At 71.9% G+C, this 22,037-nt stretch carries 15 protein-coding genes; 7 read left to right on the top strand and 8 right to left on the bottom strand.

The features are described from left to right. Positions 1–37: 37 nt before the first annotated feature. Positions 38–973: a LysR substrate-binding domain-containing protein gene (locus tag AB0I49_RS11650; RefSeq protein ID WP_363226696.1), complete on the top strand. Its 936-nt coding sequence runs from the start codon at positions 38–40 to the stop codon at positions 971–973. Between the two features lie 50 nt (positions 974–1,023). Here the strand turns inward: AB0I49_RS11650 and AB0I49_RS11645 are convergent, their stop codons facing one another. After that, the gene (locus AB0I49_RS11645; RefSeq protein ID WP_363226695.1) at positions 1,024–1,452 is read right to left on the bottom strand and encodes a PPOX class F420-dependent oxidoreductase; all 429 of its coding nucleotides are present in this window, start codon (positions 1,450–1,452) and stop codon (positions 1,024–1,026) included. 146 nt (positions 1,453–1,598) lie between these two features. Between AB0I49_RS11645 and AB0I49_RS11640 the strand changes: the two genes are divergently transcribed. Together AB0I49_RS11640 and AB0I49_RS11635 are read left to right on the top strand one after the other, a co-directional pair. Next, positions 1,599–2,006, top strand: coding sequence for a roadblock/LC7 domain-containing protein (locus tag AB0I49_RS11640; RefSeq protein ID WP_363226694.1), 408 nt, complete (start codon positions 1,599–1,601; stop codon positions 2,004–2,006). A gap of 147 nt (positions 2,007–2,153) precedes the next feature. Next, entirely contained in the window at positions 2,154–3,482 is a 1,329-nt protein-coding gene (locus tag AB0I49_RS11635; RefSeq protein WP_363226693.1) for a DUF6397 family protein, read from the top strand. 33 nt (positions 3,483–3,515) lie between these two features. Here the strand turns inward: AB0I49_RS11635 and AB0I49_RS11630 are convergent, their stop codons facing one another. Continuing rightward, positions 3,516–4,454, bottom strand: a complete 939-nt coding sequence (locus tag AB0I49_RS11630) for an acyl-CoA thioesterase II (protein ID WP_363226692.1) — start codon at positions 4,452–4,454, stop codon at positions 3,516–3,518. 52 nt (positions 4,455–4,506) lie between these two features. Continuing rightward, positions 4,507–7,020, bottom strand: coding sequence for a DUF3516 domain-containing protein (locus AB0I49_RS11625; protein WP_363226691.1), 2,514 nt, complete (start codon positions 7,018–7,020; stop codon positions 4,507–4,509). 133 nt (positions 7,021–7,153) lie between these two features. Between AB0I49_RS11625 and AB0I49_RS11620 the strand changes: the two genes are divergently transcribed. Then, on the top strand, positions 7,154–7,945 hold the full coding sequence (locus AB0I49_RS11620; RefSeq protein ID WP_363226690.1) for a metal-dependent hydrolase: 792 nt from the start codon (positions 7,154–7,156) through the stop codon (positions 7,943–7,945). Positions 7,946–7,995: 50 nt separating this feature from the next. On the opposite strand, the gene AB0I49_RS11615 is transcribed toward AB0I49_RS11620, so the two are convergent. From AB0I49_RS11615 to AB0I49_RS11605, 3 genes are all read right to left on the bottom strand, one after another. After that, positions 7,996–9,777 (bottom strand): ABC transporter ATP-binding protein, encoded by a 1,782-nt coding sequence (locus AB0I49_RS11615; RefSeq protein WP_363226689.1) that lies wholly within the window; start codon positions 9,775–9,777, stop codon positions 7,996–7,998. Next, positions 9,774–11,624, bottom strand: a complete 1,851-nt coding sequence (locus AB0I49_RS11610) for an ABC transporter ATP-binding protein (protein WP_363226688.1) — start codon at positions 11,622–11,624, stop codon at positions 9,774–9,776. Before AB0I49_RS11610 ends, AB0I49_RS11615 begins: the two co-directional genes overlap by 4 nt. Before the next feature lie 168 nt (positions 11,625–11,792). After that, on the bottom strand, positions 11,793–13,247 hold the full coding sequence (locus AB0I49_RS11605) for a Gfo/Idh/MocA family oxidoreductase (RefSeq protein ID WP_363226687.1): 1,455 nt from the start codon (positions 13,245–13,247) through the stop codon (positions 11,793–11,795). 275 nt (positions 13,248–13,522) lie between these two features. On the opposite strand from AB0I49_RS11605, the gene AB0I49_RS11600 reads away from it, so the two are divergent. Next, on the top strand, positions 13,523–14,917 hold the full coding sequence (locus tag AB0I49_RS11600) for an alpha-amylase family protein (protein ID WP_363226686.1): 1,395 nt from the start codon (positions 13,523–13,525) through the stop codon (positions 14,915–14,917). 36 nt (positions 14,918–14,953) lie between these two features. Here the strand turns inward: AB0I49_RS11600 and AB0I49_RS11595 are convergent, their stop codons facing one another. Next, positions 14,954–17,887 carry an FAD-binding and (Fe-S)-binding domain-containing protein gene (locus AB0I49_RS11595; protein WP_363226685.1) on the bottom strand — a complete coding sequence of 978 codons (2,934 nt, stop codon included), beginning with the start codon at positions 17,885–17,887 and terminating at the stop codon, positions 14,954–14,956. Positions 17,888–18,069: 182 nt separating this feature from the next. After that, positions 18,070–18,513, bottom strand: a complete 444-nt coding sequence (locus AB0I49_RS11590) for a MarR family transcriptional regulator (protein ID WP_363226684.1) — start codon at positions 18,511–18,513, stop codon at positions 18,070–18,072. Positions 18,514–18,621: 108 nt separating this feature from the next. On the opposite strand from AB0I49_RS11590, the gene AB0I49_RS11585 reads away from it, so the two are divergent. Both AB0I49_RS11585 and AB0I49_RS11580 read left to right on the top strand, forming a co-directional pair. Next, positions 18,622–20,553 carry an ABC transporter ATP-binding protein gene (locus AB0I49_RS11585; RefSeq protein WP_363226683.1) on the top strand — a complete coding sequence of 644 codons (1,932 nt, stop codon included), beginning with the start codon at positions 18,622–18,624 and terminating at the stop codon, positions 20,551–20,553. A 171-nt stretch (positions 20,554–20,724) separates the two neighbouring features. Then, entirely contained in the window at positions 20,725–22,032 is a 1,308-nt protein-coding gene (locus tag AB0I49_RS11580; RefSeq protein ID WP_363226682.1) for an MFS transporter, read from the top strand. The last annotated feature ends 5 nt before the right edge of the window (positions 22,033–22,037 follow it).

Genomic DNA, 22,037 nt, shown 5'->3' with positions numbered 1-22,037 from the left:
GTCTCCGCCCATGCCCGTACGGGCATACCATCAGGTCATGACGGTCGACCGACTCCTGGACGGGCGGCTCAAGCTGCGCCATCTGACCCTGGTGGCGGCCATCGCCGACCAGGGCAGCATCATGCGGGCCGCCGAGACGCTGCACATCACCCAGCCCGTCGTCACCCGGGGACTGCACGAGCTGGAGGCGATCCTCGGAGTACCGCTCTTCGACCGCGGCCCGCGTGGCGTGACCCCGACGATCTACGGCGAGTCCTTCATCGAGCACGCCTACGCGATGCTGGCCCAGCTGCGCCAGGCCGGCCGCCAGATCGAGCTGCTCGCCCAGGGCGAGATCGGCTCGGTGACCGTGGGCACCCACCTGGCGGGCTCCAACCTGCTGCTGCCCCGCGCCATCGCGGCCCTCAAGACCGAACACCCGCGCCTGACGGTCGTCGTACGAGAAGCGACCCCCGACGTCCTGCACACCGCGCTCCTCGCGGGCGAGGTCGACCTGACGGTGGGCCGCCTGACCTCCGCCACCCCGCCGCCGCGGCTGACGCAGGAACAGCTCTACCTCGAACCGATCCAGCTCGTCGCGCGCGTCGGACATCCGGTGCACGAGAGGGCCGAAACGTCCCTGGAACAACTCCTCGGCTACCCCTGGGTCTTCCCCGTCGAGCAGACCGCGCTACGGGCGGAACTGGAGGAATCCTTCCTCTACCAGGGCATTCCGATCCCCGACAACCGCGTCGAGTGCACCTCCATCCTCACCCTGCGGCAACTGCTCGTGTCGACCGACGTCATCGCGGCGCTGCCCATGCTGATCGCCGAGGACGACGACAAACTCGCCTTCATCGAGACGCCGCTGAAGTCCATCCGCCGCAGCGTGGGAGTGCTGCGCCCGGCCGACCGGCCCTGCTCACCGGCGGCCCGTGCGCTGCTGGAGCACTTGCGGAAGGAGGCGCACGGGCTGCGGTTCGAGGAGCCCTGACGGGCGGCGGCCCCCTGGGGCGACCGGCCGCGGGGCCCGGCGCGGCCGCCTCAGTCGGCGAGATCGGCCAGCGCCACGACCTTGTCGATACGGACGCGGACCAGCAGCTCGCCGGGGACGCCGTTGCGCTCGCCGAACTCCTCCCCGCGCTCCTCGCCCATATAACGGGCGCCGATGCGGGCCGCCCAGGCCCGCACCTCCGCGAGGTCGTCGATCAGCTCGGCGCGGCCCTGGAGCGTGACGAAGGAGAACGGCGGCCGGTCGTCGTCCACGCAGATCGAGATCCGGCTGTCGCGTGCCAGATTGCGGCCCTTGACCGTGTCCGCGCCGGTGTTGAAGACCAGATCGTCACCGTCCAGCAGGAACCAGACCGGGGCGATGTGCGGACTGCCGTCGGCCCGTACGGTCGACACCTTCGCGGTGCGGGTCGATTCCGAGAGGAACGCCTGCCACTGATCCTTGCTCATTTTCGCTGCCATGTACCCATCCTGTGCCAACCCCTGTACAGAGGCGCGCAGGCGGGCCTGGCGGGTTGCCCGGACGGCGTAGGTGAGCAAGGCTGGCACGGCAGTTACGGGGGGAACAACGGGGATTGACGGGGAACACTCGCACGGGGAGGCGGGGAATGGCACTGCGCAAGGGACTCGACTGGTTGCTGGACGACCTGACCAGTCGCATACAGGAGATACGGCACGCGTTGGTCCTGTCCAACGACGGGCTGGTGACGGGGGCGAGTTCGGACCTGGCGCGGGAGGACGCCGAGCACCTGGCAGCGGTCTCCGCCGGGCTGCACAGCCTCGCGAAGGGCTCCGGCAACCACTTCCAGGCTGGCCGGGTGCGCCAGACGATGGTCGAATTCGACGACGGGATGCTGTTCGTCACGGCGGCGGGGGACGGGAGCTGTCTGTGCGTGTTCAGCGGGGCTGAGGCCGACGTCGGGCAGGTCGCCTACGAGATGACGCTGCTCGTGAACCGGGTGGGGGAGCACCTGAGCGTGGGGGCGCGCAAGCAGGACGGGACCGCGGGTTCGTAACCGGGTCCGTCGCGCCGACGCTCCTTTTCCGTCAGGCTTGCGGCTCTGACCAGGCATTCAAGAGGTTATCCACAGGGGGAGACGCGCTCTCGCCGGCCGCACTACAGTCGTCACTGTCAGTGATTGAGGTCTGCGGGGGAGGGCGTCATGGCAGTACGGGAACGCGAGGCCGTACGGGGCGAGGGGCAGAGCGTGCCGCTCGGCACGGCGGCGAGGGAACTGCGGCTCAAGCCAAGGGAGTTCGAGCTTGCGGCGCGGCTGGGGGTGGTACGGACCCTCCCGGCGGCCACACCGCGGGGCAAGCGGCGGGTCGCGCGCGAGGAGATCGAGCGGCACACGGCCGAGCCCGGATTCCCGGAAGTGCTGAGTGCCCGCGTATGGACGCTCGGCACCACGGAGGGGGCGGCGCTGATGGGCATCAGCGCCGCCCGCTTCGGCCGCCTCGCACGCGCCGGCCGCTTCGACCCGGTGACCTTCTACGTGAACCGCTACCGCGCCGTCGTCTGGCTCTACCTCGCGGCAGAGCTCGCCGAGTTCGCCGACCGCGAGCCGGACCTCCTGACCGGCCGCGTCCCGCTCGCCATGCGGGAGGCGCTCGACGGAGGGGAGGACCGGCGAGCGCGCCGCTGGCGCCACCGACGGCGCGAGGAGCTGACCCAGCAGACCGAGGATCCCTGGGAGCGCGCGGCGGCCACAGCGGCGCTGCTCGACCCCGGCCAACTCGCCGAGGCCGTCCCCGACCCGTACGAACACACGCACCTGCGCACGCTGCGTCCAGCCCTCTCGCCGGTACGTACCGACGCCGCGGCCGCGCAGGACGTGATCGACAAGCTGATCGTCGCCGACGACCCCGACGAGATCGCCTGGCTCCGCTTCCGTCTCACCGTCCAGTTGGAGGAGGCGAGGGACGCATGGCCTGCGCCGCGTGCGGAGGGGCTGGCGAGGGTGGAGCCGTTCTTGGGGGTCGGGGCGCGGTTGGCGCAGGAGCTGGGGGCGGGGACGGGGGCGGGGACGGATATGGGGATGACTACGGGCCCGGATCCGCAGCCGGGCCGGGATTCGAGCCTGGTGCTGGAGCCGGCCGGGGCGCTGAGTCCGGGGCCGGGGTGCGGGTCGGGTCTGCCGCTGGGGCGGGAGCGGGGGCCGGTTCCGGAGCCGGGGCGGTGGCCTCGACCAGAGGAGGCGCCGGGGGCGCGGCCAGATTTGGTGCTGGAGCTACAGGCCCGGCCGGGGGCTGGCGCCGGGGGAGGAGAACAGCCCGATCCGGCGCATCGGATCGAATCCCGGTGCCGGGCTCAGCGTCGCGAAACCGTGGCCCGGAGGGAGCCCGCTTCCACGGCGCGGCGCGGACTGTGGGCGCGTCTGCGTGGCCGTACGCACCGTAGCCCCGGCCGGACCGATCGGGTCGGCGAACACGGCGTGCGAGCGGGCCGGGACAAGCCGACCCGCACGGCGCGCACGACACGCACCCCCTAGGCGCGGTCGCGGGGTCGAACGGGCGGCCCGCGCTTAGGAGCGGTCCGCGGTATCGGCCTCCGCGCCGTCGGACGCCGCGTTGTCCGACGCCGCACCGGCGTCCGACGCCGGTGCGACCGCGCGGAAGAGCCCTTCCTGCATCACCGACACGAGGAGCCTGCCCTCGCGGTCGAAGATCTGGCCGCGGGCCAGCCCGCGGCCACCCGTCGCGATGGGCGACTCCTGCTGGTAGAGGAACCACTCGTCGGCCCGAAAGGGGCGGTGGAACCACATGGCGTGATCGAGGCTCGCCATATCGAAACCGCGCGGCCCCCACAGCGGCTCGATCGGGATGCGCACCGCGTCGAGCAGCGTCATATCGCTGGCATAGGTCAGAGCACACGTGTGCACGAGGGGGTCGTCGCCGAGCGGGCCCACCGCGCGCATCCACACCGCGCTGCGCGGCTCGGCGCCCTGAAGGTCCTGGGGCGTCCAGCGCAGCCGGTCCACGTACCGGATGTCGAAGGCCTGGCGGCGCTCCATGCGCTCCAATGCGTTGGGCAGTTCGCCGAGGTGGGCGCGGATCTCCGCGGTCAGCGTCGGCAGGTCCTCCGGGCCGGGCACCTCCGGCATCGGCGCCTGATGTTCGAAGCCCGGTTCGGGACGATGGAAGGAGGCAGTCAAGTTGAAGATCGTCCGACCCTGCTGCACTGCCACCACCCGGCGGGTGGTGAAGGACCGCCCGTCCCGTACCCGCTCCACCTGGTACACGATCGGCACCCCCGGCCGGCCGGGGCGCAGAAAGTACGCGTGCAGCGAGTGCACGGGGCGCAGCCCGTCGGTGGTGCGGCCCGCCGCGACCAGCGCCTGCCCGGCCACCTGCCCGCCGAAGACCCGCTGCAGCGACTCGTCGGGGCTCCGGCCGCGGAAGATGTCCTGCTCGATCCGCTCCAGGTCGAGCAGGCCGACGAGCCGGTCGGCGGGCGTGGTCATCGGTGGAGCTCCTTTGCTGGTCGGGCGCGCCTGGCGGGTGGCGACTCGGAGACTACAGCTGGCCGACGTCCATGACCCGCACCACCGCACGCCCCTCCTCGTCGGAGGCGGCGAGGTCGACCTCGGCGGAGATGCCCCAGTCGTGGTCGCCGTTCGGGTCGGCGAAGGTCTGCCGGACCCGCCACAGCCGGTCCTCGGGCCGCTCCTCGATCTGCAGCAGCTTCGGGCCGCGCGCGTCCGGGCCGGTGCCCAGCTCCTCGTACTCGTCCCAGTAGGCGTCCATCGCCTCGCCCCACCGGTCCGCGTCCCATCCGGCGTCGGCGTCCATCTCGCCGAGTTCCTCCACCTTGTCGAGCGCGGCGAGCTCGACGCGGCGGAACATGGCGTTGCGCACCAGCACCCGGAACGCCCGGCCGTTCGCCGTGACCGGCTTGACCTGGTCGGCGCGGGCCTGGGCCTCCTCCGCCGTCTCGTCCTCCGGGTTGGCGAGCTGCTCCCACTCGTCGAGGAGGCTGGAGTCGACCTGGCGCACCATCTCGCCGAGCCAGGCGATGAGGTCCTGGAAGTCGTCGGACTTCAGGTCGTCCGGGACGGTGTGGTCCAGCGCCTTGTACGAACTGGCGAGGTAGCGCAGCACGATGCCCTCGGTGCGCGCGAGGTCGTAGTGGGCCGTGAACTCCGTGAACGTCATGGCCCGCTCGTACATGTCGCGGATGACGGACTTCGGCGACAGCGGGTGATCGCCGACCCACGGGTGGCTCTTGCGGTAGACCCCGTAGGCGTGGAAGAGCAGTTCCTCCAGCGGCTTGGGGTACGTCACGTCCTGGAGCCGCTCCATGCGGTCCTCGTACTCGACGCCGTCCGCCTTCATCAGCGCGATCGCCTCGCCGCGCGCCTTGTTCTGCTGCGCCGCCAGGATCTGCCGCGGGTCGTCGAGCGTGGACTCCACCACGGAGACCATGTCCAGGGCGTAGGAGGGGGACTCGGGGTCCAGGAGCTCGAAGGCGGCGAGCGCGAAGGTGGACAGCGGCTGGTTGAGCGCGAAGTTCTGCTGGAGGTCGACCGTCAGCCGGACGATCCGGCCCTCAGCGTCGGGCTCGTCGAGCTGTTCGACGACCCCGCCGTCGAGCAGCGAGCGGTAGATGGCGATGGCCCGCCGGATGTCCCGCAGCTGGTTCTTGCGCGGCTCGTGGTTGTCCTCCAGCAGGTGGCGCATCGCCTCGAAGGCGTTGCCGGGCCGGGCGATGACCGACAGGAGCATGGCGTGCGTGACGCGGAAGCGGGAGGTCAGCGGCTCGGGCTCGGAGGCGATGAGCTTCTCGAAGGTGTTCTCGCCCCAGTTGACGAAGCCCTCGGGAGCTTTCTTGCGGACCACCTTGCGGCGCTTCTTCGGGTCGTCGCCCGCCTTGGCGAGCGCCTTCTCGTTCTCGACGACATGCTCGGGCGCCTGCGCCACGACGAACCCGGCCGTGTCGAAGCCCGCCCGGCCGGCCCGGCCGGCGATCTGGTGGAACTCCCGCGCCCGCAGCGTCCGTACGCGCTGGCCGTCGTATTTGGTCAGCGCCGTGAACAGCACCGTGCGGATCGGCACGTTGACGCCCACGCCCAGCGTGTCCGTACCGCAGATGACCTTCAGCAGCCCGGCCTGCGCCAGCCGCTCCACCAGCCGCCGGTATTTCGGCAGCATCCCCGCGTGGTGCACGCCGATGCCGTGCCGTACGTAGCGGGAGAGGTTCCGGCCGAACTTGGTGGTGAACCGGAAATTGCCGATCAGCTTGGCGATCTCGTCCTTCTCCGCGCGCGTGCACATATTGATGCTCATCAGCGCCTGTGCCCGCTCCACCGCCGCGGCCTGCGTGAAGTGCACGATGTACACGGGCGCCTGGTGGGTCTCCAGCAGCTCGGTGAGCGTCTCCGTCAGCGGCGTCGTGCGGTATTCGTAGCTGAGCGGTACGGGCCGGGTCGCCGACCGCACGACCGCGGTGGGCCGGCCGGTGCGGCGGGTCAGGTCCTCCTCGAACCGCTTCATGTCACCGAGCGTCGCCGACATCAGCACGAACTGCGCCTGCGGCAGTTCCAGCAGCGGAATCTGCCACGCCCAGCCCCGGTCCGGCTCGGCGTAGAAATGGAACTCGTCCATCACGACCTGGCCGATGTCGGCGTCCTTGCCGTCCCGCAGCGCGATCGAGGCGAGCACCTCGGCCGTGCAGCAGATGACCGGGGCGTCGGCGTTGACGGAGGCGTCGCCGGTGAGCATGCCGACGTTCTCGGTGCCGAAGAGCTTGCACAGGTCGAAGAACTTCTCCGAGACCAGCGCCTTGATCGGAGCGGTGTAGAAGGTCACCTGGTCATTGGCGAGCGCGGCGAAGTGCGCGCCGGCCGCGACCAGGCTCTTACCGGAGCCGGTCGGCGTCGACAAGATGACGTTGGCTCCGGAGACCACTTCGATCAGCGCTTCCTCCTGAGCGGGGTAGAGCATGATGCCCCGCTCCTCGGCCCAGCCGGAGAAGGCTTCGAAGAGGGCATCGGGGTCGGCGGTGCTCGGCATCTGATCGATAAGGGTCACGCCCCCATACTGCCTGCCTTGGGGCCGTGCGCGGGAACCGGCGGGTTCTGCGGTGATCATCTGACGCTACGCTGTGTCGCCGACCGGGTGTCACCAATCCGAGGCGCCGGCGAACCAAGGGGTGGGAACGAGCATGATGGGACCGGCGCACTCGCTGTCCGGGGCGGCTGCCTGGCTGGGGGTGGGCGCGGCCACGGCGGGCGCGGGCCATCCGATGCCCTGGCCGGTGCTCGTCGTCGGCGCGCTGATCTGCGCCGGGGCGGCGCTCGCACCCGACCTCGACCACAAGGCGGCGACGATATCGCGGGCCTTCGGCCCGATCTCCCGCACCCTGTGCGAGGTCGTCGACAAGCTCTCGCACGCCGTCTACAAGGCCACCCGGATGCGGGGCGACGCCCGGCGCTCCGGCGGCCACCGCACGCTGACCCACACCTGGCTGTGGGCGGTCCTCATCGGCGCGGGCGCCTCGGCGCTGGCGATGACCGGGGGCCGCTGGGCGGTGCTCGGCATCCTCTTCGTCCACCTGGTGCTGGCCGTCGAGGGCCTGCTGTGGCGGATGGCCCGGACCTCCAGCGACGTCCTGGTCTGGCTGCTCGGCGCGACCAGCGCCTGGATGCTCGCCGACATCCTGAACAAACCGGGCAACGGCTCGGACTGGCTGTTCACCGGACCCGGCCAGGAGTACCTGTGGCTGGGCCTGCCGATCATCCTCGGGGCGCTGGTCCACGACATCGGGGACGCCCTGACCGTGTCCGGCTGCCCGATCCTGTGGCCCATCCCCATCGGCCGGAAGCGCTGGCACCCCGTAGGTCCCCCGAAGGGCATGCGCTTCCGGGCCGGCAGCTGGGTCGAGCTGAAGGTCCTCACGCCGGTCTTCATGTTCCTGGGCGGCCTCGGCGGGCTGGGCGCGCTCGACTACATCTGACCGCGCCCAGCCCCCTCCCGACGCCCCCGTTCCCGCCGGACGGCCGGCGGCTACTGGTGCCAGGAGCGCCACAGAGCCGCGTACGCGCCGTCGGCGGCGACCAGTTCGTCGTGGCTGCCCAGCTCGCTGATGCGGCCGTCCGCCACGACCGCGATGACGTCCGCGTCATGGGCGGTGTGCAGGCGGTGCGCGATCGCCACGACCGTACGGCCCTCCAGCACACGGGCCAGCGACCGCTCCAGGTGCCGGGCCGCGCGGGGGTCGAGGAGCGAGGTCGCCTCGTCGAGGACCAGCGTGTGCGGATCGGCGAGGACCAGGCGCGCCAGGGCCACCTGCTGGGCCTGCGCCGGGGTGAGCGCCGTGCCGCCCGAGCCCACCTCGGTGTCCAGCTCCTCGTCCAGGGCGCGCGCCCAGCCGTCGGCGTCGACCGCGCCGAGCGCCGCCCACAGCTCCGCGTCGCTCGCCCCCGTCCGGGCCAGCAGCAGATTGTCGCGGAGCGAGCCGACGAAGACGTGGTGCTCCTGGTTGACCAGCGCGACATGCTCACGTACCCGCTCGGCCGGCATCCGCGCCAGCTCCGCCCCGCCCAGCGTCACCTCGCCCGTGCGCGGCGCGTAGATGCCCGCGATCAGCCGGCCGAGCGTGGACTTGCCCGCCCCGGACGGCCCGACCAGCGCGAGCCGGGTGCCCGGCCGCACATCGAGCGAGACATCGTGCAGCACATCGTGGCCGGGCCGGTAGCCGAAGTGGACCTCGTCGGCGCGGACGTGCCTGCCGTCCGGAGTGATCCGGCCGTCCGCGTCCTCCGACTCGATCTCCCGCACGCCCACCAGCCGGGCCAGCGACACCTGGGCGACCTGAAGCTCGTCGTACCAGCGCAGGATGAGGCCGATGGGGTCGATGAGCATCTGAGCGAGGAGGGCTCCCGTGGTCAGCTGACCCACCGATATCCAGCCCCACAGCACGAAGACGCCGCCGACGATCAGCACCGTCCCGAAGAGCAGCGCGTGCGACAGATTGATCACCGGGAAGAGCACGGTGCGCAGCCACATCGTGTAGCGCTCCCACTGGGTCCACTGCGCGACACGCTGGTCGGAGAGGGCCACCCGGCGCTCGCCCAGCCGGTGCGCCTCCACGGTCCGCCCCGCGTCCACCGTCTCGGTGAGCGCCGCGGCGACCGCCGCGTAGCCGGCGGCCTCAGAGCGGTAGCCGCGCGGGGCCCGGCGGAAGTACCAGCGCCCGCCGACGAGCAGCACCGGCAGGGCGACCAGCGCGCACAGCGCGAGCGGCGGCGCGGTCAGGCCCAGCGCGCCGAGCAGCAGCGCCACCCACACCACGCCGATGGCGAGCTGCGGCACGGCCTCCCGCATCGCCTCCGCCAGCCGGTCGATGTCCGTGGTGATCCGGGACAGCAGATCGCCGGTCCCGGCGCGCTCCAGCACGCCCGGCGGCAGCGCCACGGACCGTACGAGGAAGTCCTCGCGCAGGTCGGCCAGCATCTCCTCGCCGAGCACCGAGCCGCGCAGCCGCACCATGTGCGTGAACACGGTCTGCACGGCCAGCGCCGCCGCGAACAGCGAGATCGTGCGCCCCAGATGGAGCTCGTCCGCGCCCTTGGACAGGTCCTCCACGAGTCCGCCCAGCAGGTACGGGCCGACGATGGAGGAGAGCACGGCGATCGCGTTCACCGTCACCAGCACCACGAAGGCCATCCGGTGCCTGCGCAGCAGCTCGCCGATGTACGCCCGTACGGTCGTGGGCTTGCCGACCGGCAGGGTCGTCGCCGACTCCGGTGCGGCGGGGTCGTGCGCCGGCGGTGCGACGCCGATCATGCGGACTCCTCGATCTGCTCGTTCTCGTTGAGCCGTGACAGCTCGTCTTCCAGTGCCCCGGCGGGCGCCGCGGCCTGCTCGTCGTCGGTCTCGCGGGTGACGACCGCGCGGTACGCGGGGTCGGTGCGCAGCAGCTCCCGGTGGGCGCCCACCGCCGCCGCCTCGCCGTCGCGCACGAACACCACGCGGTCGGCCCGGTCGAGGAGGAGCGGACTGGAGGAGAACACCACCGTGGTGCGGCCCTCCCGCAGCGAGCGCAGCCCTTCCGCGATCCGCGCCTCGGTGTGCGAGTCGACCGCGGACGTCGGCTCGTCCAGCACCAGCACCTCCGGGTCGGTCACCAGCGACCGGGCCAGGGCCAGCCGCTGGCGCTGGCCGCCGGAGAGCGAGCGGCCGCGCTCGGTGATCCGAGTGCGCATGGGGTCGCCGGAGTCGTCCGCCGACGCCTGGGCGAGCGCGGTCAGCACGTCATCGCACTGCGCGGCGGACAGCGCGTCCTCGGCGCGGACGTTCCCCGACGCGGGCACGTCGAGGAGTTCGGCGAGGGTGCCCGACAGCAGCACCGGGTCCTTGTCCTGTACGAGCACGGCGGTGCGGGCCGCGTCGAGCGGCACCTCGTCCAGGGCGACGCCGCCGAGCAGCGCGGACGCCCCCGTCCCGGCCCCCTGCCCGCTGTGTCCGCCGAGCCGCTCCGCGAGCCGTCCGGCGGCGTCCGGGTCGCCGCAGACCACCGCGGTCAGCAGCCCGGCCGGGGCCCGCAGACCGCTCGACGGGTCGTACAGATCGCCGGTGAGCCGCTCGCCGTCGAGGCCGGGGCCGTCCGCCCCCTGGTCCCGCCCGGTCGGGTCGGTGTCGCGCTCCAGCGCCAGCACCCGGGCCGCGCGCTGGGCGGACGGCCGGGAGAAGGAGTAGGCCATCGCGATCTCCTCGAACTGCCGCAAGGGGAACAGCAGGAAGGTGACCGTGCCGTAGACCGTGACCAGTTCGCCGACGCTGATGCGCCCGTCCTGGGCGAGCCCGACGCCGTACCAGACCACGCCGATCAGCAGCAGGCCCGGCAGCGCGACCTGTACCGCCGCGATCAGCGCCCACATGCGGGCGCTGCGCACCGCGGCCCTGCGCACCTCCTGGGAGGCGCGGCGGTAGCGGGTCAGGAACAGCTCCTCGCCGCCGATGCCGCGCAGCACCCGGAGCCCGGCGACGGTGTCGGTGGCGAGTTCGGTGGCGTGCCCCGCCTTCTCGCGCTGTTCGTCGGCCCGTCGCGTCGCGCGCGGCAGCAACGGCAGGACGGCCAGCGTCAGCACGGGCACCCCGATCGCCAGGAGCCAGCCGATCTCCGGCTCGTAGATGATCAGCGCCACGCAGACGGCGACCGTGGTGACCAGGGCCGCGGTGAAGCGGGAGAATGCCTCGACGAACCAGCCGATCTTCTCCACGTCGCCCGTGGAGACGGCCACCACCTCGCCCGCCGCGACCTGCCGGGTCAGCGCGGAGCCCAACTGGGCCGCCTTGCGGGCGAGCAGCTGCTGCACCCGCGACGACGCGAGAATCCAGTTGGTAACTGCTACTCGGTGCAACATGGTGTCGCCCAGCGTCGTGAGGACGCCGATCAGCGCCATCAGGCCGCCCGCGAGCGCCAGTCGGGCGCCGGAGCGGTCGGACACCGCCTGCACGGCGACGCCCACGGCGGTGGGGAAGAGGGCTACGGCGATCATGTGCAGCGTTCCCCAGAGGGCCGCCTTGATCTGGCCGCCCAGTTGGTTGCTGCCCAGCCACAGCAGGAAACGCGGACCGGAACGGACGTCCGGTCGGCCGGGATCGGTATAGGGAAGGTCTTTGATCTGCATGGCGTCTCACGGGTAGCGGTGCGCTGGCGGGTGGCCGTGAAAGGTTCGCCGTATTCGCCGTGCGAATTCAACTGGTTATCCGCGGTGAGCGGGACAACGCGCCAAGGTCCCGCCCCCGGCCGTACGGGACCGGGGCCCGGCCGGAGCGACCGGCCGGACCCCGCGCCCTCACTCCTCGGGCTTGTGCGAGTCCATCCCCAGCCGCTTGTTCCGCCACAGGCCGCGGGTGAAGTCGGGGAACTCCTGCGGCGCGCTCTTCGCCTTGATGGAGGCGTTGCTCAGCGGTACGGGCGCCGTCCAGGTCGCCGCGTCGTACACGTCGAAGTCCGGTACCAGGCCCAGCCGCAGGGACTGCATGAGCCGGAAGATGAGGATGTAGTCCATGCCGCCGTGCCCGCCGGGCGGGTTGGCGTGCTCCTTCCACAGCCAGTGGTCCCACTGGGCGTACTTCCCGAAGTCGCCCCACTGGTCGTCGGTGTGGTCCGGCTCGATGTAGATCCGCTCCGGATAGTCCTCGAAGAGCCCCTTCGTGCCGCCGAGGCTGTTGACCCGGCTGTAGGGGTGCGGTGTCGAGACGTCGTGCTCCAGCCGGATCACCCGGCCCTTGGCGGTCTGGATGAGGCTGATGGTCCGGTCCGCCTCGATATACGACTCCTTCCAGCTGGGGTCGCGCGGCGGCATGTGCTCCTTGCGGTAGGCGGCGAGCCCCAGGGAAGGGGAGCCGACGCTGGTGATCCGCACCGCGCGGTCACCCCGGTTGACGTCCAGGTAGTTGGCGACCGGGCCGAGGCCGTGGGTGGAGTAGATATCGCCGCGCAGCCGGGTGTGCCACTGCCGCCGCCACCCGTTCTCGTAGTAGACGGGATCGAACAGCAGGGAGCGCAGATCGTGGTTGTAGGCGCCCGCGGCGTGCAGCAGATCACCGAAGAGACCCGCGTGCGCCATGCGCAGCACCCGCATCTCGTTCCTGCCGTAGCAGCAGTTCTCCAGCTGCATACAGTGCCGCCGGGTGCTCTCGGAGACGTTTACGAGCTCCCAGAGCTGGTGCATCTCCATCGCCAGGGGGCACTCCACGCCGACGTGCTTGCCGCTGAGCATCGCCGTGCGGCACATCTCGAAGTGCCAGTCCCAGGGGGTGGCGGCATAGACGAAGTCCACGTCCCCGCGGTCGCAGAGATTCTCGAAGTCGTCCTCGCCGTTGGTATAGAGCGCCGGTGCGGGCTGGCCCGCTGCGGTCACCTTCGCCGCGGCCCGCGCGGCCTTCTCCTTGACCACGTCGCAGAGGGCGACGACCCGCACCCCCGGCACCGCGAGAAACAGATCGATCATGCTGCCGCCGCGGTTGCCGAGGCCGATGATCCCGACCCGGACCGTGGAGCGGCGCTCGAACGGCACTCCGATCATCGTGGGGCCCCGCCGCCTCGGCTCGGCGGGCAGGCTCTCCGCCGACAGGGCGGCGGGCGCGGGCGCGCCCCGTGCCGCGGATCTGCTGTCGGCGGCGGCGCTCTGGGCACTCAATCCGCCGAGCCCCAGACCGGCGCCCGCGGCGCCCGCCGTCCAGAGCAGGGAGCGGCGGCTGGGACCGGGTCCTTCGCCGTGGTTCTGCGGTGCTGCCTCGTTCATCGACCCTCCAGGGATCTGACGGTGCGTGGCTTGCGCAGGAACATCGGTCAGGACCATGGCGGTTGGGGCGCCCGGTGCGCAAGAGGCCCGACGTGCGGACGAAGCCGTTTCGTCCAGCGGGCGACGGCGAGCGGCGGTCCCCGTCGTATCCTCGGCGGTACACCTTGACGTGTTCACCGCCGGGCGGCAGTCTCCGTCCCAGAACCCCCACGGTGGTCTGGCGCGTGGCTGCCTTCGAGGGCACCCGCCGTGCCCGTACACCGAAGGAGTCCCACGTGTACCTGCGCACCCGCGTCCTCCGCGGCGCCGTGGCCGGGCTGACCGCCGCCGCCTGCCTCGCCGCCATCGCCCCGGACTCCTCACGGGCCGCGCCGGCGGGCGGAAAGAGCGTCACGGCCACCCTCTTCGAGTGGAAGTACGACGCCGTGGCCCGTGCCTGCACCGCATCGCTCGGCCCCGCGGGCTACGGCTACGTCGAGGTGTCGCCCGCCTCCGAACACATCCGGGGCGACCAGTGGTGGACCTCCTACCAGCCCGTCGGCTACCGCGTAGCGGGACGGCTCGGCGACCGGGACGCCTTCGCGCACATGGTCGCGGCCTGCCACGCGGCAGGCGTCAAAGTGATCGCCGACGCCGTCGTCAACCACATGTCGGCGGGGTCCGGCACCGGCACCGGCGGCACGCAGTACTCCAAATACGACTACCCCGGCTACTACCAGATCCAGGACTTCCACGGCTGCCGCAAGGACATCGACGACTACCGCGACCGCGGCGACGTACAGAACTGCCAGCTCGTCGGCCTCGCCGACCTCGACACCGGCAGCGACTACGTACGCACCACCATCGCCCGCTACCTGGACGACCTGCGCTCCCTCGGCGTGGACGGCTTCCGCATCGACGCCGCCAAACACATCGCCGCCGCCGACCTCGCCGCCGTCAAGGGCAAGATGGCCGACCCCGGATTCTGGGTGTCCGAGGCCATCTACGGTGCGGGCGAGGCCGTACAGCCCGACGAATACACCGGCATCGGCGACGTCGACGAGTTCCGCTACGGCACCCACCTCAAGTCCGCTTTCCGCGGCGGCGACCTGACGAGCCTGAGGAACATCGGCGACGCCAAGCTGAGCAGCGACAGCGCCCGTACGTTCGTCGACAACTGGGACACCGAGCGCAACGGCTCCACCCTCACCTACAAGGACGGCGCCGCCTACACCCTCGCCAACATCTTCATGCTCGCCTCGCCCTACGGCTCGCCCAACGTTTACTCCGGGTACGCCTGGACCGACAGGGACGCGGCACCGCCCGACGGCGGCGCGGCGCGCTGCGACAACGGCGCCTGGACCTGCACGCACGCCCGGCAGGACATCACCGGCATGGTCGGCTTCCGCAACGCCACGGCCGGCGCCCCGCTCACCGACTGGTGGGACGACGGCCGCGGCGCCGTCGCCTTCGCCCGCGGCGACAGGGGCTTCGTCGCCCTCAACAACAGCGACACCACCCTGACCAGGACCTTCGCCACCGGACTGCCCGCCGGCACCTACTGCGACGTCGTCGCGGCACGGCCGGACGACTGCGCGGGCAGCACGGTCACCGTCGGGGACGACGGCAAGGCGACCGCCACCGTGGGCGCCGAGAGCGCGCTCGCCCTGCACATCGGCGCCCGGACCTAGCCGCGACGGCCGCGCCCACCCGCCGTCCCTCCGGCGTCAGACGCCGGAGGGACGCGTCGCGCGCTCCAGTTCCAGCAGCACCGAGTAGTAACTGCGGCCGGTGGCGTGGTCCATGCCGATCTCGCACATCCGGTTCGCCGACAGATGGGCGTCGTACGGGCGCGACGTCACCTCCGCCGCCTCCCGCTCCGTCGCCGACTGCGTCAGCTCCTTGTGCAGCATGCCGCGGTCACCGGCGAAGGCGCAGCACCCCGCGTCGTCCGGCACCACCACCTCCCGCGCGCACGCCTCGGCGACCGTCACCAACTGCGCCTCGTCCCCCAGATGCCGCATGGAACAGGTGGGGTGCAGGACGGCCGAATCGACGGTCCGCAGCACCGTCAGATCGGGCAGCAGCTCCTCCGCCGCCCACACCACCGAGTCGACCACGGTCAGCTCCGCGTGCAGCTTCCGGTTGTCCTCGGTCAGATACGGCACCACCTCATGGGCGATCCCCAGCGTGCACGACGTGGCGTCGACGACCAGCGGCAGCCGGCCCCCGGCCGTCCAGCCCCACGCGGCCTCGACGATGCGGTTGGCCATGACCGCGTTCCCCTCGTCGTACCCCTTGGAGTGCCAGATCGTCGCGCAGCACGTGCCCGCCACGTCCCCCGGAATCCACACCGGCTTCCCGGCGCGCGCCGAGACCGCGACCACGGCCTCCGGCAGCGAGGGCCCCGCGTGCCCCGCCGGCTCCCCGAAGATCCGGTTGACGCAGGCCGGGTAGTAGACGGCGACCGCGCCGACCCGCCGCGTGGCGGGCAGCCTGCGGGCCGCCGCCCCCGGGATCTCCGGCAGCCATTCGGGGACCAGATCGGGCCGTACGGCCTTGCGCGCGGCGCCGGTCACCGACTCCAGCAGCCGGTCGCTGATCTGCTGCGCCGCGCCGACCGCGAGCCGCGCGGACTTCTCCACCACCTTGAAGCGCTTGGCGACGAGCGCGGCCGTGCGCTCCTCGCGCGGCGAGTGCCGCTGGTGCCGGAAGTCCTTCATCATCGCGCCGGTGTCGATGCCGACGGGGCAGGCGAGCTTGCAGGTCGAGTCGCCGGCGCAGGTGTCCACGGCGTCGTAGCCGTAGCTCTCCAGCAGGCTGTCGGTGACCGGCGAGCCGGGGGACTGGCGCATCATCTCCCGGCGCAGCACGATCCGCTGGCGCGGCGTCGTCGTCAGGTCGCCGCTGGGGCAGGTCGGTTCGCAGAACCCGCACTCGATGCACGGATCGGCGACCTGCTCGACCCGCGGAATCGTCTTGAGGCCGCGGAGGTGCGCCTTCGGGTCGCGGTCGAGCAGGACGCGCGGGGCGAGGATGGTGTGCGGGTCCAGAAGCTCCTTGATCCGCCACATCAGACCGGTCGCCCGCGGCCCCCACTCCAGCTCCAGGAACGGGGCGATGTTGCGGCCCGTGGCGTGCTCGGCCTTCAGGGACCCGTCGAAGCGCTCCACGGTGAGCGCGCAGAAGTCGTCCATGAAAGCGGCGTACCGGTCGACGTCGGAGGGCTCCGCCGCGTCGAAGGCGAGCAGGAAGTGCAGATTGCCGTGGGCGGCGTGGCCCGCCACGGCGGCGTCGAAGCCGTGCCGCTCCTGGAGCTCCAGCAGCGCCTCGCACGCCTCGGCCAGACGCGACGGCGGCACCGCGAAGTCCTCGGTGATCAGCGTCGTGCCGGACGGGCGGGAGCCGCCCACCGCGGTGACGAACGCCTTACGGGCCTTCCAATAGCCGCTGATGACACCGGGGGCGCGGGTGAAGGCGTTGGTGACCGAGGCGACGGGCGCGGTGAGTTCGAGGCCGCCGATGGCCTCGTTCGCGACCCGCTCGCACTCCGTGAGGGCCGCCTCGTCAGGAGCGCGGAACTCGACCAGCAGGGCTGCCGTCTCCTTCGGCAGCTCCGCCCAGTCGGCCGGCACGCCCGCGACGCTCACGGAGGCGCGCAGGGTATTGCCGTCCATCAGCTCCACGGCGAGCGCGCCCGCCTCGTTGAACAGCGGCACGGCCGCCGCTGCCGCCTGGAGCGTGGGGAAGAAGAGCAGGGCGGTGGAGGTGAGCCGGTGCAGCGGCAGGGCGTCGAAGACCACCTCCGAGATGAAGCCGAGCGTGCCCTCGGAGCCGACCATCAGCCCGCGCAGGATCTCCACGGGCGTCGAACCGTCCAGGAAGGCGTCCAGGCGGTAGCCGTTGGTGTTCTTGATCTCGTACTTCGCGCGGATCCGCGCCGTCAGCGCGGCGTCCGCCTCGATCTCCGCCTTGAGGGCCAGCAGCCCCTCGCACAGCTCCGGCTCGGCGTCCGCCAGGTCCGCGTCGGCCCGCGGATCGCCGGTGTCCACGATGGTCCCGGACGGCAGCACGAGCGTCAGGGAGCGGACCGTGCGGTACGAATTGCGGGTGGTGCCAGCCGTCATGCCGGAGGCGTTGTTCGCGACGACGCCGCCCACGGTGCAGGCGATGGAGCTCGCCGGGTCCGGGCCCAGCACCCTGTCGTGCCGGGCGAGGGCGGCGTTGGCCCGTACGACGGTCGTGCCGGGCTGGATACGGGCCCGCGCGCCGCCGTCCAGGACCTCGACGCCCGCCCAGTGCCGGTGCACGTCGACGAGGATGTCCTCGCCCTGCGCCTGTCCGTTGAGCGACGTGCCCGCGGCCCGGAAGACCACCTCACGGCCCTTGCCGTGGGCGTAGGAGAAGACGGCGGAGATGTCGTCCACGTCCTCGGCGAGGACGACGACCTGCGGCGTGAAGCGGTACGGGCTCGCATCCGACGCGTAGCGCACCAGGTCGGAGACCTTCCACAGCACCTTCTCCGGGCCGAGCAGCGCCTCCAGGTCGCCGCGCAGCGGCTGCGGCGTGCCCTGGGAACGGTCGCTCGCGACGCGGTCGGGGGAGGGGCCCCGCGTCGTGGTCGGCCGGAGTGCGTCGGGGTCGGGCTCCAGCAGCGGCATGGTGCTCTCCTAGTGGTGCGTCTCGGCGTCGGCGACTGGACGCGAGCGTCGTGCGTGGTGTCGAAATGCCGGGTTTCAGTCTCGGGGTCTCGGAATGGTCGGACCAGCTCATGGTGCCGGGTGGCGGAGCCGCGCCCGGTGCCGGGGTGTTCTCCCGGCGCGCGGCGGCAGCGCGACGGGGGTCAGCAGTAGCCGTTCGGCCCGGCCATCAGCTGGGCCAGCAGCCCGCTCAGCACCTCGCGCTGCTCGGCGTCCAAGGGGGCCAGAATGTCCTCCGCGGCCGTCCGGCGCGCGTCGCGCAGCGCGCGGAGCGTCGAGCGGCCGCGGTCTGTGAGCTCGATCCGGATGACGCGGCGATTGACCGGGTCCGGCGCCCGGCGCACCGCCCCGGCCGCCTCCAACGCGTCGACCAGGGTGGTCACCGCGCGCGGCACGACCTCCAGCCGCTCGGCGAGGTCGGCCATCCGGGGCGGTTCGTCGCCGCAGTGCGCGACGGCGCGCAGCAGCCGGGACTGCGCGGGGGTGATGCCCACCGGTTCGAGGAGGCGGCGCTGTGCGCGGTGGAGTCTGCGGTTGAGGCGCAGCAGCTGTTCGGCGAGTTGGCCGGTCGGGTCGGGGGCCGTCATGATCACAGGGTACAGGACTCAGTGCATTGTGAGTATAGGTAACAATGAGCTATGCTCGGCGAGCCTTCGTCTCCATGCCTATGAATCCGCATCCCTGTGAAGGAGCCCATGCCCCGCGACGCCATCGAATGGACGCCCCCGCCCGCAGACCCGGAGCAACCCGCCCAGCTGCGGCGCATCCTCCGGCTCTTCCGCCCCTACCGCGGCCGCCTCGCCCTCGTCGGGCTGCTGGTCGCCGCCTCCTCCCTGGTCTCGGTCGCCTCGCCGTTCCTGCTCCGCGAGGTGCTGGACGTCGCCCTGCCGCACGGCCGTACGGGCCTGCTCAGCCTGCTCGCGCTCGGCATGATCGCCGCCGCCGTCGTCAACAGCATCTTCGGCGTCCTGCAGACCCTCATCTCCACCACCGTCGGCCAGCGCGTCATGCACGACCTGCGCACCGCCGTCTACGCCCAGCTCCAGCGGATGCCGCTGGCGTTCTTCACCCGCACCCGCACCGGCGAGGTCCAGTCCCGGATCGCCAACGACATCGGCGGCATGCAGGCCACCGTCACCTCCACCGCCACCTCGCTGGTCTCCAACCTGACCAGCGTCGTCGCCACTGTGGTGGCCATGCTCGCCCTGGACTGGCGGCTCACCGTCGTCTCACTGCTCCTGCTGCCGCTGTTCGTATGGATCAGCCGCAGGGTCGGCCGCGAGCGCAAGAAGATCACCTCGCAGCGGCAGAAGCAGATGGCCGCCATGTCCGCGATGGTCACCGAATCCCTCTCGGTGAGCGGCATCCTGCTGGGCCGCACCATGGGCCGCGCCGACTCCCTCACCAAGGGCTTCGCCGCCGAGTCCGAGCGCCTCGTCGACCTCGAAGTGCGCTCCAACATGGCCGGCCGGTGGCGGATGTCCACCATCGGGATCGTCATGGCCGCGATGCCCGCCCTCATCTACTGGGCCGCGGGGATGGCGCTCCAGCTCGGCGGGCCGGCCGTCTCCGTCGGCACCCTGGTCGCCTTCGTCTCGCTCCAGCAGGGCCTGCTCCGGCCCACGGTCAGCCTGCTCACGACCGGCGTGCAGATGCAGACCTCGCTCGCGCTCTTCCACCGCATCTTCGAATACCTCGACCTGCCCGTGGACATCGACGAGCCCGCGGACCCCGTCCACCTCCGAACCGTCCGCGGGGACGTCCGATTCGAGAACGTCTCCTTCTCGTACGACGTGAAGGACGCGGACGACCCCGAGGCGTTGAAGGACGCGAAGGACGCGAAGGACGCGAAGGGCGCGAAGGGCGCGAAGGGCCCGGAGAACGCCGACGCCGATGCCGCCGGCAGCGGCACCGACACTGGCAGTGCGGCCACGGCTCTCACGCTCAGCGGGATCGATGTGAGCGTCCCGGCGGGCGGCAGCCTGGCCGTCGTCGGCCCCACCGGCTCCGGCAAGAGCACCCTGAGCTACCTGGTGCCCAGGCTCTACGACGTCACGGGCGGCCGGGTCCTGATCGACGGGGTCGACGTCCGCGACCTCGACTTCGACACGCTGGCCCGTGCGGTGGGCGTGGTCTCGCAGGAGACCTACCTCTTCCACGCCTCGGTGGCCGACAACCTGCGGTTCGCCAAGCCCGACGCCACCGATGACGAGATCGCGGCCGCCGCGAAGGCGGCGCAGATCCACGACCACATCGCCGCGCTGCCCGACGGCTACGACACCATGGTCGGCGAGCGCGGCTACCGCTTCTCCGGCGGCGAGAAGCAGCGCCTGGCCATCGCCCGGACCATCCTGCGCGACCCGCCCGTGCTCATACTCGACGAGGCCACCAGCGCGCTGGACACCCGTACCGAGTCCGCGGTCCAGGAGGCGATGGACGCGCTCTCCGCCGGGCGCACGACCATCACCATCGCGCACCGGCTCTCCACGATCCGCGACGCCGACCAGATAGTCGTGCTCGACGGCGGCCGCATCATGGAGCGCGGCACCCATGACGAACTGCTTGCGCGGAACGGCCGGTACGCGGCCCTCGTACGGCGCGACACACAGCTCGCCCCGGCGGCCTGACCCCTGCGGGCCGCGGCATCCTTGCGGGCCACGCGCGGAGCGCCGTGCGGCTTGAGCGGCGCGCGGCGCGACCGGCGAGCCGGGCCCGAGCGCGCCGCGGCCCGGGCAGGACCGTCATCCCGGTCCTCTCGTCCGCGTTAGCGGACGGGCGCGTCGGGGGAGTAGCGGATCATGACGAGTACCGATCACATAGCGGCCGGGCGCGGCGAGCCCTCCGGCACGCGTCCCGGCTCCGCATTCCGCCAGCTCGCGGCGGCCTCCGTCGGCAACGCCGCCGAGTGGTACGACTGGTACGCGTACTCATTCCTCGCCGTCTTCTTCGCGGACCAGGTCTTCCCCAAGGGCTCCGGAAACTCCCTCGTCCCGCTGCTCTCCACCTTCGCCGTCTTCGCCGTCGGCTTCTTCATGCGGCCCGTGGGCGGCCTGCTCATGGGAGCCGTCGCCGACCGGCACGGCCGCCGCAGCGCGCTCACCGTCACCATCCTGCTCATGGGCGGCGGCAGCCTCCTCGTCGCCCTCACCCCCACCTACGCCGCCGCCGGCGTCCTCGCCCCGGTCGTCCTCGTCATCGCGCGGCTGATCCAAGGGCTGTCGGTGGGCGGCGAGTTCGCGGCGTCCACCACCTTCCTCGTCGAATCGGCGGGGCCGGGCCGGCGCGGGCTGTTCTCCAGCTTCCAGTACGTGTCCACCACCATCGGCCAGCTCCTCGCCTCGGGCGTGGCCGCGCTCCTCACCCATCTGCTCACCGACGGGCAGATGGGGGACTGGGGCTGGCGCATACCGTTCCTGGTCGGAGCGCTCATCAGCCTCGTGGGCTTCTGGGTCCGGCAGGGCGCGCACGAGACGCGCAGCGCGGAGCAGCGGGCCGCCGCCCGCCCCGCCCTCTTCGAGGCGCTGCGCCGCCACCCCCGCGAATCCCTACTGATCTGCGGCATTACCGCGGGCGGCACTATCGCCTACTACACCTGGACCACCTACCTGCCCACCTACGCCGAGGTCAACGCGGGCTTCGACAAGGGCGACGCGCTGCTCGTCGGCACCATCTCGCTCGCCTTCTTCGCGCTGCTCCAGCCGCTCGGCGGAATGCTCTCGGACCGCATCGGCCGCAAGCCGCTGCTCATCACCTTCGCCGTGGGGTTCGCCGCCCTCGCGGTGCCGTTGCTGCACGCGGTCACCGACGCGTTCCTCTCGCTCCTGCTGGTCCAGTGCGCGGGCATGGTCCTGCTCACCGGCTACACCGCGGTGGCCGCCGCCGTGAACGCGGAGGTCTTCCCCGCGCGCGTACGGGCCGCGGGCATCGGCTTCCCGTACTCGCTGACCGTCGCCCTCTTCGGCGGCACCGCCCCCTACGTCGGCACCTGGTTCAAACAGGCCGGCCACGCCGGGGGCTTCCCCTGGTACGTGGCCGGGCTCTGCCTGGTCTCGGCCTGCGTGTACGTCGTCCTGCCGGAGACCGCGAAGCGGCCGATGGAGCGCTGAGCGCC

The organism is Streptomyces sp. NPDC050617, assembly GCF_040654795.1.
GTDB lineage: Bacteria > Actinomycetota > Actinomycetes > Streptomycetales > Streptomycetaceae > Streptomyces.
This window is presented reverse-complemented; position numbering and strand designations above follow the sequence as displayed.